General features: G+C 59.8%; 17 protein-coding genes. 14 read left to right on the plus strand and 3 right to left on the minus strand.

Annotated elements, in window-relative coordinates; all coding sequences use genetic code 11:
- The first annotated feature begins 430 nt into the window (after positions 1-430).
- The 14 genes from BLU75_RS06030 (at position 431) to BLU75_RS06095 (ending at position 13,636) form a co-directional block, all read left to right on the plus strand.
- Positions 431-1,543: an amidase gene (locus BLU75_RS06030; RefSeq protein ID WP_084377558.1), complete on the plus strand. Its 1,113-nt coding sequence runs from the start codon at positions 431-433 to the stop codon at positions 1,541-1,543.
- Positions 1,544-1,569: 26 nt separating this feature from the next.
- Positions 1,570-2,742, plus strand: a complete 1,173-nt coding sequence (locus BLU75_RS06035; protein WP_084377560.1) for an acyl-CoA dehydrogenase family protein — start codon at positions 1,570-1,572, stop codon at positions 2,740-2,742.
- A gap of 27 nt (positions 2,743-2,769) precedes the next feature.
- Entirely contained in the window at positions 2,770-3,129 is a 360-nt protein-coding gene (locus BLU75_RS06040; RefSeq protein WP_084377562.1) for an IacB protein, read from the plus strand.
- 16 nt (positions 3,130-3,145) lie between these two features.
- Positions 3,146-3,679 carry a nuclear transport factor 2 family protein gene (locus BLU75_RS06045; protein ID WP_084377564.1) on the plus strand — a complete coding sequence of 178 codons (534 nt, stop codon included), beginning with the start codon at positions 3,146-3,148 and terminating at the stop codon, positions 3,677-3,679.
- A 53-nt stretch (positions 3,680-3,732) separates the two neighbouring features.
- Positions 3,733-5,007 (plus strand): aromatic ring-hydroxylating oxygenase subunit alpha, encoded by a 1,275-nt coding sequence (locus BLU75_RS06050; protein WP_084377566.1) that lies wholly within the window; start codon positions 3,733-3,735, stop codon positions 5,005-5,007.
- A 19-nt stretch (positions 5,008-5,026) separates the two neighbouring features.
- The gene (locus BLU75_RS06055) at positions 5,027-5,503 is read left to right on the plus strand and encodes an aromatic-ring-hydroxylating dioxygenase subunit beta (protein WP_084377783.1); all 477 of its coding nucleotides are present in this window, start codon (positions 5,027-5,029) and stop codon (positions 5,501-5,503) included.
- A gap of 10 nt (positions 5,504-5,513) precedes the next feature.
- Entirely contained in the window at positions 5,514-6,254 is a 741-nt protein-coding gene (locus BLU75_RS06060) for an SDR family NAD(P)-dependent oxidoreductase (RefSeq protein ID WP_084377568.1), read from the plus strand.
- Between the two features lie 80 nt (positions 6,255-6,334).
- The gene (locus BLU75_RS06065; protein WP_084377570.1) at positions 6,335-7,294 is read left to right on the plus strand and encodes a PDR/VanB family oxidoreductase; all 960 of its coding nucleotides are present in this window, start codon (positions 6,335-6,337) and stop codon (positions 7,292-7,294) included.
- Between the two features lie 19 nt (positions 7,295-7,313).
- Complete coding sequence (locus BLU75_RS06070; protein WP_084377572.1) at positions 7,314-7,814, plus strand: flavin reductase; 501 nt, start codon at positions 7,314-7,316, stop codon at positions 7,812-7,814.
- Positions 7,815-8,041: 227 nt separating this feature from the next.
- Positions 8,042-9,319: an OprD family porin gene (locus BLU75_RS06075; protein ID WP_084377574.1), complete on the plus strand. Its 1,278-nt coding sequence runs from the start codon at positions 8,042-8,044 to the stop codon at positions 9,317-9,319.
- 137 nt (positions 9,320-9,456) lie between these two features.
- Positions 9,457-10,638, plus strand: a complete 1,182-nt coding sequence (locus tag BLU75_RS06080) for an alpha-hydroxy acid oxidase (protein WP_084377576.1) — start codon at positions 9,457-9,459, stop codon at positions 10,636-10,638.
- Between the two features lie 139 nt (positions 10,639-10,777).
- The gene (locus BLU75_RS06085; RefSeq protein ID WP_084377578.1) at positions 10,778-11,878 is read left to right on the plus strand and encodes an NAD/NADP-dependent octopine/nopaline dehydrogenase family protein; all 1,101 of its coding nucleotides are present in this window, start codon (positions 10,778-10,780) and stop codon (positions 11,876-11,878) included.
- A 2-nt stretch (positions 11,879-11,880) separates the two neighbouring features.
- Positions 11,881-12,891 carry a 3-hydroxybutyryl-CoA dehydrogenase gene (locus BLU75_RS06090; RefSeq protein WP_084377580.1) on the plus strand — a complete coding sequence of 337 codons (1,011 nt, stop codon included), beginning with the start codon at positions 11,881-11,883 and terminating at the stop codon, positions 12,889-12,891.
- A 121-nt stretch (positions 12,892-13,012) separates the two neighbouring features.
- Complete coding sequence (locus BLU75_RS06095; RefSeq protein ID WP_084377582.1) at positions 13,013-13,636, plus strand: NIPSNAP family protein; 624 nt, start codon at positions 13,013-13,015, stop codon at positions 13,634-13,636.
- A gap of 60 nt (positions 13,637-13,696) precedes the next feature.
- On the opposite strand, the gene BLU75_RS06100 is transcribed toward BLU75_RS06095, so the two are convergent.
- Genes BLU75_RS06100 through BLU75_RS06110 form a run of 3 tightly spaced genes read right to left on the minus strand, consistent with a single transcriptional unit; the run spans position 13,697 to position 16,147 of the window.
- Entirely contained in the window at positions 13,697-14,383 is a 687-nt protein-coding gene (locus tag BLU75_RS06100) for an ABC transporter ATP-binding protein (protein ID WP_084377584.1), read from the minus strand.
- On the minus strand, positions 14,376-15,125 hold the full coding sequence (locus BLU75_RS06105; RefSeq protein ID WP_084377586.1) for an ABC transporter ATP-binding protein: 750 nt from the start codon (positions 15,123-15,125) through the stop codon (positions 14,376-14,378). Before BLU75_RS06105 ends, BLU75_RS06100 begins: the two co-directional genes overlap by 8 nt.
- Positions 15,122-16,147, minus strand: coding sequence for a branched-chain amino acid ABC transporter permease (locus BLU75_RS06110; RefSeq protein ID WP_084377588.1), 1,026 nt, complete (start codon positions 16,145-16,147; stop codon positions 15,122-15,124). Before BLU75_RS06110 ends, BLU75_RS06105 begins: the two co-directional genes overlap by 4 nt.
- Positions 16,148-16,152: the final 5 nt, after the last annotated feature.

Here is a 16,152-nt window from a genome sequence, read left to right on the forward strand (position 1 = left end):
TGGATCAAGAAAATCTCAAATGACAAAAAAACAGCTAGTTAAAAGTTAAAAAAATCATGTTTTTTTAAGGTGTTTTTAGTCGTTTTTTTTCTGCCGATTTATTTTTTATCGTTTGGTTTTTTATGGAAGGGTATGGCTTGACATTTTTCTAGATGTTTCGTCGTCGTCGGCTTGTTAAATATTTATAAACAATTGATTTATAAGGATTAAATATCGAATATTCGCGTTTTTAGGCTTTCGCTGCAGTGTTACTAAACTGCACGTCGCTGGTGCGAAAAGGGAAAATATGCACCGAAAATACACACTCTTTTATTTGGTAAAATTCAATTGACATTTCACGTAAATATTACGATTTTAGATTTAAGCGTTTTCCCCGGCCCTCATGCCGAGGTCATCCGTTCTGGTGAGACATAACGAGCAGGTACAGAGCATGTCGATCGTTGTTGAGGAATTAGCCTTAGGAGGGAATGGCCTTTCGGTCATGGTGAAAGACACCATCGATATCGCAGGCTATCCGACCCGCGCTTCAAGCAGCGCGCTGGCCGATGCGCCGGCGGCCGGCGAACATGCATACGTGGTTCAGTCCGTTCTGGATGCGGGCTGCCGGATCACCGGTAAAACCAGCCTGCATGAATTGGCATTCGGCACCACCGGCCTCAACGCCTGGACCGGCACTGCGTCCAATCCGCGCTATCCGGGCTATATACCGGGCGGCTCTTCCAGTGGTTCGGCGGCCGCGGTGGCGGCGGGCCTTTGCGACTTCGCATTGGGCACCGACACCGGAGGCTCAGTACGGATTCCAGCGGCGTGCTGTGGTGTATTCGGTCTCAAGCCAACCTTCGGTCGTGTCAGTCGTCAGGGTGTGATGCCAGCGCACAGCACCCTCGATTGTGTAGGCCCCCTGGCGCTGGATATGGATCGCTTGATTGAAGCGATGCACGTCATTGATCCCACGTTCACCTCCATCCCGGTGCCTGAGCATCTTGCTATCGGCGTAGTCGCGGTAGAGGCCAATGAACAGATCCATGCGGTGGTGAACCAGGCGCTGGGCCGTTCGCGCTTCAAATTGCTTGAGCAGACGCTGCCCGGCATGGCCGCAGCGTATGGCGCCGGCATGGTCATCATCAACGCCGAAACCTGGGCAGCGTGTGGCCATCTGCTGCAAACCGGTCGGGTCGGCAATGATGTCGCCGACCGTCTGCGAGCGGCCAGTTTGACTTCTGCCGAGTCCGTTGAAACGGCAGAAATCGTCCGTCGTGCGTTTACCGCAGAAGTGGACGCAGCCCTGGCCATCACGCCGATTCTGGCCATGCCGACCATGCCCGACTTTCCATTGCTGGTCGCCGATGCGGCTGACACTCGCGCCGCCCTGGGCATGACGTCCCTGGTACGCGCTTTCAATCTTTCCGGTCATCCGGCCCTGAGCATTCCTCTGGAAAGCGCTTCGGGACTTCCGGTAGGCCTTCAACTCATTGCCGCCCCTGGCGCGGACGAACTGCTGTGTGCAGTCGCCCGCGAGTTGGTCCGGCGCCTGGAAGAGTAATCGTCATGCTTACTATGGAGAAACCCATGACTGCGCCAAGCGAGCTGAATTACCAGCGCCGCGTGCCGATCACGGCGAATGAAACGTTTCAGAAACTGCTGGTCGAGATTCGTGCGCGTGCCCGCAGCGAAGAATTCGACCAACAAAAATTTATCTCGCAGGATGTTATCGAGCAGTTCCGCAAGCTCGGCGTCTATCGGGCCCTGGTGCCCAAGCGCTTCGGCGGTGACGAGCGCTCACCGGCCGAGTTTTGCCAGATGGTCGAAGATATCTCCATCGCCGACGGCTCCGCCGGTTGGGTCGCCAGCTTCGGCATGAGCCCGGTTTACCTGGCGGCACTGCCGCTGGAAACCATCAAGAAAATCTATGCCGATTCGCCTGACGTGGTGTTCGCCGGCGGGATCTTCCCACCGCAGCCTGCATCATTTGTCGAGGGTGGCCTGGAGGTCAACGGGCGCTGGAAATTCTCCAGTGGCTGCATGGGGGCCTCGCTGATCGGCGTGGGCATCAGCCCGAAAAACGGAGAGATGCTCGGCCTGCCACGCCTGGCGGTGATGCCTCGGGAAAAAGTGCAGATCGAGGAAACCTGGAACGTCGTTGGCCTGGTCGGCACCGGGAGCCATGACGTCGTCGTCGAAGGCGTAGTGGTGCCGGAGGAGTGGACCTTCGTGCGCGGTGGTCCGTCGAACCTTGACGAACCGTTCTTCCGCTACCCGTCGCTGTCTTTCGCCACTCAAGTCTTGTCGGTGGTCGGCCTCGGCGTTGCTCGCGCGGCACTCGATGAGTTGAGCGGCATGGCCAGTGGACGAATCTCCGTGACCGGTGCGCCGTCGTTGTCCGACCGACCGCTGGCCCAAGTCGAGATGGCTAAGGCCGAAGCGTCGCTGCGCGCCGCGCGTTCGTGGTTCTACCAGTCCATCGACGATGCCTGGACCAGCGTACTGGCCGGCGATCCGGTGAGCGTCGAGCAGACCAATATGCTGCGCTTGTCCTCGACCCACGCCACCCGCGTCGCGGCCGATGTTGCGCGCACTGCGCAAATGCTTTCGGGCATGAGCGGGGTCTACCGCACCAGTCCTCTGTCGCGTTTCGTCAACGACACCCAAGTCATTACACAGCACGCCTTCATGGGCGACATGACCTACCAGAACGCCGGCGCAATCTTCTTCGGCAACAAGCCGCTGCCTGGCTACCTGTAATTTTCTTCCTACTGATTGGTGAACCCCATGACCGATAAAAAAACCCTGCGAGTCCTGTTCTGCATTGGCATCAACCAAAACTTCTTCGATGCTCCGCGCCCCGAAGCTCTGGAAGTCTGGGCCGCGTTCGGCGCCATGTGGAACGGCATCGCCGACCTGCCGGGCGTCACTGTGCTGGGCAACATGGACGACGATCAGAGCATGGTCGGCCCGTCCGCTGGTTGGCCCTGGACGACTTATCTGCTGGCCGATGTGCCAGACATCGAAACCGTCCACGCCGCGTGCAATCTGTTTCGCACCACGGAAGTCGGTGATGGCCCTTACAAACTCTGGAAGTACTGCAAGGTCGAGGCCCGTACCGGTCGCGAACTGATCATCCAGCGCTGAGTCGAGAGAAGTCGCCATGTCATCACAAGAGCATTTGCGCGCACTGGAGCAGCGGCTCGAACAGCTGGAAAGCGAGAACGCAATCCGCGCCTGCATGAATCGCTACATGTTTCTGTGCGACGAACTGGGTGTGGGTTCCCCACTCGAGGAGTTGGCCGGGTTGTTCACCGCTCAGGCGATCTGGGAAGGCAAGGGTGCCAAGTACCAGAACAGCTTCGGCGGTTACCACGGGCGCGAGGCGATCAAGGCGATGTTTGCGACCTACATGATCGAACCGGCGCACTTTTCGCTGAACGTGCACTTCCTGACCTCGGAACTGATCAGGGTCAGCGGCGATATCGCCGATGCCAGCTGGGTGATGTTGCAGACCTCGACCTTTGCCTCGGGTGCTTCGCACCTCAATAGCGCCCGTCTGATGGTGCGGTTCGCCCAGGAACAAGGGCAGTGGCGCATGGCGCACTTTCAGACCGAGAACCTGTTCAGCCGTCCGGTTGATACCTGGAACAGCGCCGCGCACCTGCCCGTACCCGGCAAGTCCGACCAGTCCTGAAAGTAACGCCCAGAATTCTTAGAGTCGGCGAACAATGCCGACGAGGAGTGATCGTGAATAACCTGATAAACACCGTAACGCTGGACGCCAGCCCGTCTGACCTGGTCCTGCATGACCGCGTTCACACGTCGCTGTACACCGACGGCAAGATCTTCGACCAGGAACTGGACAAGATTTTCTACAGCACCTGGATCTGGGTCGCCCACGCCAGCGAGATTCCCGACTCCGGCAGCTACAAGAGCACCTACGTCGGTAAGCAGCCGGTGATCGTCGTTCGCGACCGCAAGAAGGATGTGCACGTGCTGCTCAACCGCTGCCGCCATCGTGGCGCAACGGTGTGCGAACACAAAAAGGGCAAGACCAACAGTTTCGTCTGCCCTTACCACGGCTGGAGCTATGCCCTGGATGGCAGCCTGCGCGGTGTGCCGCACCCGGAAAGCTACGCCGACTGTCTGGACAAGGCCGAACTGCCTTTGGTCAGCCTGCGTGTCGAAGAATACAACGGCATGATTTTCGCCACCTTCAAGGACGATATCGAGCCGCTGGTTGATTACCTCGGCCCGGCGAAAAAATGGATCGACCTGTTCATGAAGCAAGGCGCCGGCTACCCGGTCAAGGTGGGTGGCGAGCATCGCTTTCGCTTCCCCGGCAACTGGAAAATCCAGTTGGAAAACACCACCGACGCCTATCACTTCCCGCTGGTTCACAAGTCGTTCCTGTCGTCCGTGGACGAACAGACCCTGGAATTGTTCGACTTCGTCAAAGGGCCGGGCTACGTCGAAGACCTGGGCAACGGCCACAGCGTGATGGTGATGATCCCCGACCTGGTCGATCTGGAAGCCAACCTCGATCTGCCGATCCCGGAGCGTTTCGAAGACCTGGCCGCGCAGCTGCGTGCCGAAGGACAGGACGAAGAAGCGGTAAGACGCATTGTGCGTGCAGTAGGCGGTTCGGGTTTCAACCTCAACCTGTTCCCGAACATTGCCTGTTCCATGGCGTTCTTCCGAGTGCTGCAACCGATCGCGGTGAACGAAACCGAAATCCATCACGCCGTCATCACCATGGACGGTGGCCCGGCCGTGGCCAACCGTTATCGCCTGCGCCTGCATGAGCACTTCCAGGGGCCGATGGGTTTTGGCACCCCGGACGATTCCGAAGCCTGGGAGCGCGTACAGCGCGGCGCCAGTGCCGGCACCGATCTGTGGATCATGCTCAACCGTGGCTTGCCGGGTGAAAAAGAGTCCGAAGACGGGCTGGTGAGCGATGTGAGCGCCGAGACCGGCATGCGCGCTGGTTACCAGCAGTGGAAAAAGATGATGTCGGCCTGAGTCGATGGAGAACACCATGATCAATCTGCAATTGCTCAACCAAGTCAGCGCTTTTATTTGGCAGGAAGCCGACATGCTCGACCACGGTGATTTCGTCGAGTGGCTCGATCTGTGGACCGAAACCGCCACCTACATCATCCCGATCGATCCGCTGGAAACCGATTTCGAGAACACCCTGAACTACGCCTACGACGATCACCACATGCGTCAGTTGCGCGTCACCCGACTGACCAGCGGCGAGTCGATTTCGACCACCCCGCGGGCGCGCACTGTGCGCAGCCAGTCGCGCTTTCGCGTGCTGTCGGATGAAGACGGGATTGTCACCGTGCGTTGCGCGCAGAACCTGCGCGAGTTCCGCAAGGATGTGCTCAAGCAGTACACCGCCGATGTCACGTTTGAACTGGTGCGCAGCGGTGACAGTTTCAAGATTCAGCGCAAGCTGATTCAGCTGATTAACTCCACCGATACCCTCGCCGGTATCGGCTACATCCTCTGAGGACGTTGCCATGACACAGGTTGCATTGGTCACCGGCGCGGCCCAGGGGCTGGGCAAGAGCATCGCCGAACAACTGCTGAGCGCCGGCTACCGGGTCGTGATCAGCGATCGTTCGCTGGAATCGGCACACGCCACCGCCGCTGAACTCGACGCCACTGGCGAGCGGGTCCTGGCGCTCAAGCTCGACGTGTCGAGCAAGGCCGATTTCGAAGACGCTCTGGCGGCCGTTGTGGCGCATTGGGGCGGGTTGCAGGTGGTGGTGAACAACGCTGCGATGACCATGACCACGCCGGTGATGCAGATCAGCCCGGAAGAGTTCGACCGTGTTGTGAGCGTCAACCAGCGCGGCACGTTTGTCGGCTGCCAAGTGTTCGGCAGCTATCTGGCGGCCCAGGGTTACGGGAGGATCATCAACATGGCCTCCCTGGCCGGGCAGAACGGCGGCACCGCGACCGGTGCGCATTACGCCGCGTCCAAGGGCGCAATCATTACCTTGACCAAGATCTTTGCCAAGGAGCTGGCAGCGTCCGGTGTCACGGTCAACGCCATCGCCCCAGGCCCCATCGAGTCGCCGGCGGTGCGCGCCGCCGTGCCGCCCGAGCGCCTGGAAAAACTGATTGAGGCGATCCCGGTCAAGCAACTGGGCAACGCGGCGTTCATCGGCAAGCTGGTCGTGCAACTGGCCAGCGAAGACGCCTACTTCACCACCGGGGCAACCTGGGATGTGAACGGCGGGATCTTCATGCGCTGAGTCCATGGGTTTCACGGTTTGGAAAAGCAGTCGGGGGCGCCCAGATGCACCCCCTTACAACGAATTCGGGATGGTCCTGTATGAGCGATCAATTATTGAAAGTCGTCGTGCGCAAGCGCGAGGAGCAGGGCGAAGGTGTCGTCGTACTGGATCTGAGCGATCCGTCGGGACAGCCTTTGCCCGCCTTCGAGGCGGGCGCGCATGTCGACATCCACCTCAAGACCGGTCTGGTTCGCCAGTATTCGCTGTGTGGTGATCCGGCCAACGCCGGCGCCTATCGCTTGGGCGTCCTCAAGGATCCTGCCTCGCGGGGCGGTTCGGTGGCGGTGCATGAATTGCTGCAAGAAGGTCGCGAAATCGAGATCAGCCTGCCGCGCAATCATTTTCCGCTGGCCAACGATGCCAGGCGCTCGATCCTGATCGGCGGCGGTATCGGCATCACCCCGATGGTTGCCATGGCCTACGCGCTGAATGCCTGCGACAGCGATTTCGAACTGCATTATTGCGGCCGTTCGCGTAGCCGCAGTGCCTTTCTCGAGGAGCTGGGTAACGCTGCGTTTGCGTCCAGGTTGCACACTCATTTCGACGACGAAGCCGCCGAACAGAAACTCGACCTGCATAAGGTGCTGGGCACCCCCCAGGCCGGCGTACACGTGTATGTCTGCGGACCGGCCGGTTTTATGGACTGGGTCATCGCCCAGGCGCTGGAATCGGGTTACGCCGACGATCATGTGCACCGCGAATACTTCCAGGTCGACGTCGACGCCTCGGGAGCCGGTTTCGAAGTGGTGGCCCAGCGTAGCGGCAAGACCGTACAGGTTGCCGAGGGTCAGAGCATCGTCGATGCACTGACTGCCGTGGGCATCAAGATTGAAGTGTCCTGTGAGCAGGGCGTTTGCGGCACCTGCTTGTGCGACGTTATCGAAGGCGAACCGGATCACCGCGACGTCTATCTCACGGATGACGAAAAGTCCGCCAATGACCAGATTCTGGTGTGCTGTTCCCGGGCCAAGTCCAAGAAACTGGTGCTGGATATCTGATAGACCGGAGGGTAAGACCATGGTCGATACAACTGGATTTCGTAACTCAATGGCAATGCTTGGTGGCGCGGTCTCGGTCATCACCACCGATGGCCCCGCGGGTCGTTTCGGCTTTACCGCTTCGGCGGTGTGCAGCGTGACCGACCAGCCGCCGACGCTGTTGGTGTGCATGAATCGCTCGTCGTTTTCCAACGTGCATTTCAAGAGCAACGGTGTGCTGAGCGTGAACGTGCTGACCCCGGATCACCAGGAGGTATCGGGGGCGTTCTCCAACCGCAACCTCGATACCGAGCAGCGTTTTTCCTGCGCATCCTGGAGCACCCTGGAAAGTGGTGCGCCGTTGCTCGATGAATCTCTGGTGAGTTTCGACTGCCGAATCGCCCAGGCTCATGAAGTCGGATCGCACACGATTTTCTATTGCGAAGTGTTGGGTATTCGTATTGGCGAAAGCCAGGAAGGCCTGGTGTATTTCAATCGTGCCTACCACCGTTTGGGAGATGCTTCTAAAGCCACTTCCTGAGATTGTTCGAGCCCAAAGATACCGATAAGACTTTCCATAATCGTTGAGTGTCAAAAATAATTATAAAGCGGCTGTCGCTGTTCTGGCGAACGGCTGAGTTACGACTTTTTTGCAGTAAGTGGTTATAAAAACAATACTGCGGATTGACTGCCAAAGTTGCACTTTTGCTGAGTTTATCTGCTTCCACTAGTCGTGCCTTTGCGCATGTAAAAAAGAAGGAAAGTTTGATGTTTCAAAAGAACTGGGCAAGCCGTGGCGTCACCGCTGCGGCGGTGATGGGGATCTTCACACCTATGGTTGCGCACGCCGACTTCGTAGACGACAGCCAAGTCAGTCTGGGGATGCGCAACTTCTATATTGACCGCGATTTCAAACAGCACGACGCGCCGCAATCACGGATCGGCAGTTGGACCCAAGGCTTCGATTTTCGCGCTATCTCGGGTTACACCGAAGGCACGCTGCAGTTTGGCTTGGACCTCTCGGCGCAGTACGCCTATCGCCTGGACGGCGGCGGTGGCCGGGGGCCCGACACGATCATCCCGTACGACACCAGCAAGGGTGAGCAAGTGCGCGACTATGGCCGTGCAGCGCTCACGGGGAAAGTTCGTTACAACAAGACCGAACTGAAAATCGGTGAACTTCGTCCGACGTTGCCGGTGGCTTACATGGACGATTCGCGGCAACTGATAACCACTTACCACGGTGTGCAGATCGAGTCCAAAGAGGTGACTAATCTGACGCTGACCGGTGGCCGTTTTACCGAAATCAGTTCCCGGGAATCCTCCAATACCGAGAAGATGTACTTGTTCAATGGTCCCAACGTTAAACACCGCAGTGACGGTTTGAACTTCGGTGGTGCCACGTATGCGTTTACCCCGAACTTGTCCGGTACGTATTTCTTCGGTCAGCTGGAAGATATCTATAAGCAACACTATCTGGGCTTGACCTACAACCATGATCTGGGTGCCGGTTACGGTTTGAAAACAGACCTGCGCTACTTCAATAACAGTGAAGACGGCAAGGCGCTGTATGGTGATATCGACAATAAGTCCTACGGGGTCATGACCACCCTGAAAAAGGGCGCCCATGCTTTCGGTGTCGGCTATCAGCGCATGCTCGGCGAAACGACATTCCCGACGCTCAACGGTTATGCGCCGCAACCTTACCTGGTGAACTGGTCGACGGTGGCGTTCGTCAAGCCGAACGAAAGCTCCTGGCAACTGCGTTATGACTACAACTTCGCGGGCGTCGGTTTGCCGGGGCTGAAACTGATGACGCGCTACATGCGCGGCACCGGTGTCGACCGGGGCAACAATGCCCTTGACCAGAACGTCGAAAGTGAACGCAACATCGTACTCGGCTATGTGGTGCAAAGCGGGCCGCTCAAGGACGTCGGTTTCGAATGGCGTCGCATCGACGTCAAGACGCGCTTTGGCAATGGCAGTGCGTCGGGTGCGGATTATCAGGAAAACCGCCTGGTCACCACCTACATCTGGAAGTTCTGAAATCCCCCGGGAGTCGTTCGTGGCTTCCGGGTCTGTCCGCGCATCCGCGCACTTTTTTAACGCTGGTTTTGCTTCGCCCGGATGGCGTCTCCCGGGCTTTTTTTGCAGCGATTTTTATCCCTTTTCAAGGAAGGTCTATGCGCCGTTTCTATACCGGCTCCGATTTGAATCGTGTTCACAGCATTGCCGAACTAGCCGACATGGCCCGGCGACGCTTGCCTTACTTCGCCTGGGAATACCTCAGCGGTGGTGCGGAGGCCGAACTGACGCTCAAGGATAATCTCGCCGCGTTCAGTGCCTATGGCCTGCACGCCAGAGCCATGGTGCCGTGCCATGCTCCCGACACGTCCCGTGTCTTGCTCGGCCGGGTGCTGCCAATGCCGATGCTAATCGGGCCGACGGGCTATAACGGCTTGCTGTACCGCGATGCCGACATCCACTTGGCCAGGGCGGCGACGGCGCGTGGTTTGCCGTTCACCCTGAGTACCGCGTCCAACACTTCACTGGAAGACCTTGTCACCGCTGTGCCTGGGGTCGACCTGTGGTTCCAGCTGTACGCCATGCGCGATCCGCAGGTGCAAAAAGATCTGCTGCAGCGGACCGCCGGCGCAGGTTGCCGGACTCTGGTATTGACCTGTGATGCGATGGTGCTGGGCAATCGCGAATGGGACCGGCGCAATTTCGCCAGGCCCCGGCAGCTGACATGGCGCAACAAGTTCGACGTGGTCCGCCACCCGCGTTGGCTCAAACAGGTGCTGTGGCCCTCGGGGCTGCCCGGCATGGGCAACCTCGAACCTTACTTGCCGCCGAGCGAGCGTAATCCGCTGGGTTCGATGGCGTTTATCGGCCAGCAGATGGATACCTTCCTCGACTGGGACATGCTGGCGCGTTTGCGTGACCAATGGGGCGAGCGACTATTGCTCAAGGGCGTGTTGCATCCGGCAGATGTGGAGCGTGTCATCGCCCTCGGCCTCGATGGAGTGGTGGTGTCCAATCACGGCGGCCGCCAATTGGACGGCTCCCTTGGCAGTCTCGACGCACTGGCGGCCATCGCCCCCCAGGCAAAGGGCAAGCTAAGCCTGCTGCTCGACGGTGGGATTCGGCGTGGCAGCGATATCGTCAAAGCGCTCGCTCTTGGGGTCGATGCCGTGCTGCTCGGGCGGTCCGCTTTGTACGGCGTGGCGGTAGCGGGTGAAACCGGTGTTGGCCGGGCGCTGGACGTGTTGACGGATGAACTTGCACTGACCATGAACCTGATGGGCTGCACCCATCTCAACCATCTTGACCGCGACAGCGTGTTCCAGCGTCGACGCACCTGAGCACGCGTGCAACGTAGTCCGGCCGCGCGCCCGATCAACAGGTCATTGCGTTGCAGAAACGGAATGACACTTGCGCGTTTCGGGCAGTGGGGCGTCGGGGCCATTGCTAGCATCGAGGCTCTTCTACAGGAGTGCATTCATGAATATCAGTGTTATCGGCGGCGGTCACGGTTGCTATGCGGCAGCGATAGAGCTGGCGGAAAAAGGCCATTCAGTGCGCCTGTGGCGCCGGGACAGTGCCGCGCTGGAAAAACTGCAAGGTCTCGGTCATCTGGTGGTGCGCGACTTTCGTGGCGAACGCCAGCTGAGCCTGGGGCAGCCCGGCAACGCCCTGACTTTGACTGCCGACCTGGCGCAAGCTGTGGCCGATGCACAGTTGTTGGTCATCGCCTTGCCGTCGACATCCCACGAAGCTCTTGCCAGTGAATTGGCTCCGCTGTTGCGGGACGGGCAAGTTGTGTTTCTGCCGCCGGGCACCTTCGGCAGCATGGTGTTTGCCCAAGCGATGGCGAAGGTGGGGAATCGCAGCCAGGTGGCGTTCGCCGAAACCGGCACCTTGCCCTATCTGGCGCGCAAGCATGGCGATAATCAGGTGGTGATCAGCGGCTATGCGACTCGTCTGCCGACCGGGGTTTTTCCGAGTCGTTTGAGCGAGTCGGCGTTTGCTGTTTTGCGCGAGGCTTACCCCAGCGTGGAACCCATCGAAGACGCCCTCAGTGGCGCACTGATGAACGCCGGACCGATTATTCACCCACCCTTGATCCTCATGAACGCCGGTCCCCTTGAACATTTCGAGACCTGGGACATTCACAATGAGGGCACGGTGCCTTCGATTCGTCGCGTGACCAATGCCCTCGATGCCGAACGTATCGCCGTTCGTGAAGCGCTGGGCTATGGCGCGCCGCATTTCCCTCTGGCCGATCACTACGCCACCGACGGCGATGAGTGGATGTATGGTCGCGGCGCCCACGGCAAACTGACCGACAGCGGCGACTGGCGTGAAGACATTGACCTGCAAAAGCACCGCTACATGCTCGAAGACACACGACTGGGCTTGTCGTTTCTGGTGTCGGTCGGGCGCTGGGCCAGCGTGCCGACGCCGGTTGCGCAAGGCTTGTTGAGCCTGGCCACGGTGGTCAGTGGCATTGACCTGTATGCACAGGGTCGGACGTTGGAAAACCTCGGACTGGATCAACTGAGTCGCAGCGAAATGGCGCAGTGCCTGAACCAGGGATTGTAGGCATGAGCGCCGATCTGCAGCGTATCTGCATCGTCGGCGCCGGGCGCATGGGCGAAGGCATTGCCTTGGCGTTCATGTTCGCCGGACTGCCAGTGACCCTGATTGATATCAAGCAACGCGATGAGGCGGCGCAGGACCGCTATTTCCGACAGATCGAGGACCATTTGCGCGGCGAACTGGCAACACATGCGCGCTTGGGGTCACTCGATCCGGCACAAGCCGAGCAGGCGATGAGTCATTTGCACCTGAGTGGCCGCGAGGGCAGCGGCGGCGATTTGCAAAGCGCCGCCGTGGTGTTTGAAGCGGTGCCTGAAGTGCTTGAGCTCAAGGCCCAGACTTTCGCCTGGCTGAGTGCGGCGTGCGGCGATGAAACGGTGATTGCATCGACCACGTCGACCTTCCTGGTGACGCAGTTGGCGGCACTGGTCACGCACCCGCAACGCTTCGTCAATGCCCATTGGCTGAACCCGGCGTTGCTGATGCCGCTGGTCGAAGTCAGCCGCAGCCAGGACACCTGTCCGCAGGTGGTGCAACGCCTGATGGCATTGCTCAAACGGATCGGCAAAGTGCCCGTGCAATGCTCCCCGGCAGCGGGTTACATCGTGCCGAGAATCCAGGCGCTGGCGATGAATGAAGCGGCGCGAATGGTTGAGGAGGGTGTGGCCAGCGCCGAGGATATCGATACCGCGATTCGCGTCGGTTTCGGCCTGCGTTTCTCCGTGCTGGGGATGCTCGAGTTTATCGACTGGGGCGGCGGGGACATTCTGTTTTATGCCTCGCATTATCTGGCTGAAGCCATCGATCCGCGCTTCCTGCCGCCCAAGGTCATTGCCGAGAATATGGCCCAAGGGCGCAACGGACTGCGCGAAGGTCAGGGATTTTATGATTACCAGGACGTTGACCTGGAAGCCTACAAACTGCAGAGGTTGGGTGAGTTCACCCGCAAGCTCGAGTTGATGGGGCTGTCGCCGGTGTTTAACGGTGGCGTGGCAACGTCCAGCGCGCGGAGCTGACGTGTGATCGCGACAGCTTCACGGCCTGGTTACACAACCGGCGCGCCGCAACGGCGGCGTCGGTTTTTCGTTGTGGATGAAGGTCATCCACGCACCTGCCTGGTCCTGAATCGAGGTTGTCATGAAGCTGTATGAGTTGATCACGTTCACCGTACGCGTGCGCACTGTCGCCACCGCCATGGATTGTCTGGAGCAGCGCCTGGCCGCCGATGACGCCAGGGTGAAATTGATGGGTTGCTGGGTGTCGGAGATCGGCCCGTTGAATCAGATCGCGGTGTTGCGCGGTTTTGCCGACGAGGCGTCCCGTCAGGCTGAGCGCGAACGTTATCTGTCGAGTGCCGACGCGTTTGGCATCGAGGCGTGTATGACGGACATGCGCGTGGAAAACTACACGTTGTTTCCCTTTATCCAGCCGCTGCCTGCCGGGCACCACGGGCCGTTCTACGAACTTCGCATCTACGATCTGGTGCCGTCGGGCCTGGCACCCACGCTCAAGGGCTGGGAAAAAGCCGTAGGGCCAAGAACCGGTGCGCAATACTCCCCGGTGTATGCCGCTTTCTACGCCACCGACGGTCAGTTGCCGCGTTACCTGCACATCTGGCCCTACGCCTCGCTCGAACAACGCCTGGACGTGCGTACCCGCGCCGTGCAGGACGGCGTCTGGCCGCCGGAAAACTCAGGCCCGCAATTGCGCGACATGCATTCGACGATCTACCTGCCGGCGAGCTTTTCGCCGCTGCAATAAAGCCACCGGGGCACCCTTGCACAAGCCCGTTCCCCCGAAGGGGGCCTGCAGCCAAATGATTCAGACCCCCAGGTAACGCCGGGACAATTCCGGCGTTTCGGCCAGTTGCACCGGTGTGCCGTTCCAGACCTGTCGACCCTTTTCGATGATGTGGTGGCAGTCGACCACCCGCGCCATTTCCTTGAGGTTCTTGTCGATCACCAGAATCGTCTCGCCCTCGGCTTTCAAACTCGCCAGGCAGCTCCAGATGGTTTCGCGAATGATCGGGGCCAGGCCTTCGGTGGCCTCATCGAGAATCAGCAATTGCGGGTTGGTCAGCAGGGCGCGGGCGACCACCATCATCTGTTGTTCGCCACCGGAGAGGGTTTTTGACAGCTGGTCCTGGCGTTCCTGCAAGCGTGGGAACAACTGATAGATCCGCGGCAGATCCCACTTGCCCCGGGTCGCGGTGGCCAGCAGGTTTTCCCGCACACTCAGGCTGCCAAAACCGCGCCGGCCTTCGGGCACCAGCCCTAGTCCGGCCTGGGCGATGCGGTAGGGTGGCGCGCCGCGCATTTCCCGACCGTGGATCAGGACGCTGCCGGCGGTGGGTTTGAGCAGGCCCATGATCGACTTGACCGTGGTGGTCTTGCCCATGCCGTTGCGCCCGATCAGCGACACCACTTGCCCCTGTTCGATCTTCAAGTGCATGTCGAACAGCACTTGGCTCAGGCCATAGCCGGCCTGCAATCCACTGACTTCAAGCATGTTCTTCTCCCAGGTAGGCGGCGCGTACTTGCGGGTCGTTGCGAATCTGCTCGACGCTGCCGGTCAGGATGGTTTGGCCGTAGACCAGCACGGTAATGCGATCGGCCAGGGCGAACACGGCGTCCATGTCGTGCTCCACCAGCAGGATCGCGTAGCGGCCCTTGAGTTCGAGCAACAGTTGCGTCATGCGTGCCGACTCCTCTGCACCCATGCCTGCCATCGGTTCGTCGAGCAACAGCACTGAGGCTTCCTGGGCCAGGGCCAGGGCAATTTCCAGCTGCCGCCGTTCGCCGTGGGACAATTCGCTGACCAGCACCTGAGCACGTGCCGCGAGCCCGACACGTTGCAGATAGTCAGCCGCCGGGTCCAGCAGGCGGCGGTCACTGGTCAGGGGGTTCCACATGCCGAAGGTCTGACCCTCCCGGGCGGCGATCGCGACGGCGACGTTTTCCAGCAGGGTGAACTCCGGATACAGCTGACTGACCTGGAAGGCGCGCGCCAGGCCGAGGCGAGGGCGTTGATGGGCGGGCACGTCGGTAATGTCCTGGCCGTTGAGGAAGATCCGCCCCTTGTCCGGGCGGATCTCTCCGGCGATCTGCGAAATCAGTGTCGACTTGCCGGCGCCGTTGGGGCCGATGATGGCGTGCAGTTCCCCTGGGGCAATATCGAAGCTTGCACCGTTGGTGGCCTTGACCGCGCCGAAGGTTTTTTCCAGATCCTGGATCGACAGTTGCGGGCTCATGACTGTACCTCGCTATTGGCGATGGCGGGCGGGGCTTGTGACACCGGGGGCTTGCGCCAGCGGGGCCACGGACTGAGCAGCAGGCCGTACAAACCTTTTTTGCCGAACAGCACCACCACCAGCAGCAACGGGCTGAAGATCAGCAGCCAGTGCTCGGTCCAGAGGCTCAACACCTGCTCCAGTCCCAGGTATACCGCCGCGCCGAGTATTGGCCCGAGCAGGGTGCCAACGCCGCCGAGAATGACCATCGCCATCAACTCGCCGGACTTGTGCCAGGCGCCCATGTCCGGGCTGACGAACATTGCGTAATTGGCCCACAAGATCCCGGCCAGACCGCCGCCGACCCCGGCGATGACGAAGGCGCTCAGCCGGTAGCGCAACGGGTGCAAACCCAGGCTGATGCTGCGCCGTTCGCTTTGCTTCAGTCCTCGCAGGACATAGCCGAAGCGCGAGTTGACCAGCCGTCGGCAGAACAGCAGCCACGCCACCAGTAGCCCTAGGCACAGGTAGTAAAACTGCACCGGATTTTCCAGATCAAGGCCCGGCAGCGTATTGCGTTCATTGAGCAGGATGCCGTCGTCACCGCCATACAGCGACAGTGAACTGAGGAGGAAATACAGCATCTGGCCGAACGCCAACGTAATCATGATGAACTGCACACCGCTGGTACGCAGTGACAAATAGCCGACCACCACTGCAAACAGCGCGCAAACCAGCAGCGACAGCGGCCAGACGATCAGCGCGCTGTTAGAGCCGTCCCAGCCCCACAACGGCATGGCCTGGGAGGTGTGGAAACCGATGACGCCAACCACATAGCCGCCCAGGCCAAAGAACGCCGCATGACCGAAGCTGATCATCGCGCCATAGCCGATCAGCAGGTCCAGGCTAGCGGCGGCCATGCCGTAGATCGCCAGGCGCGTGAACAGGCTGACCAGAAAGGGTTCATGCAAAAACGACGCAAGCAGCGGCAGGAGGGCGAACGTCGCCAGGCAGAGCAGATCGATAAGGACTCGACGGGACATGGTGT

Source organism: Pseudomonas mucidolens (genome assembly GCF_900106045.1).
In the GTDB taxonomy this organism is placed as follows: Bacteria; Pseudomonadota; Gammaproteobacteria; order Pseudomonadales; family Pseudomonadaceae; genus Aquipseudomonas; species Aquipseudomonas mucidolens.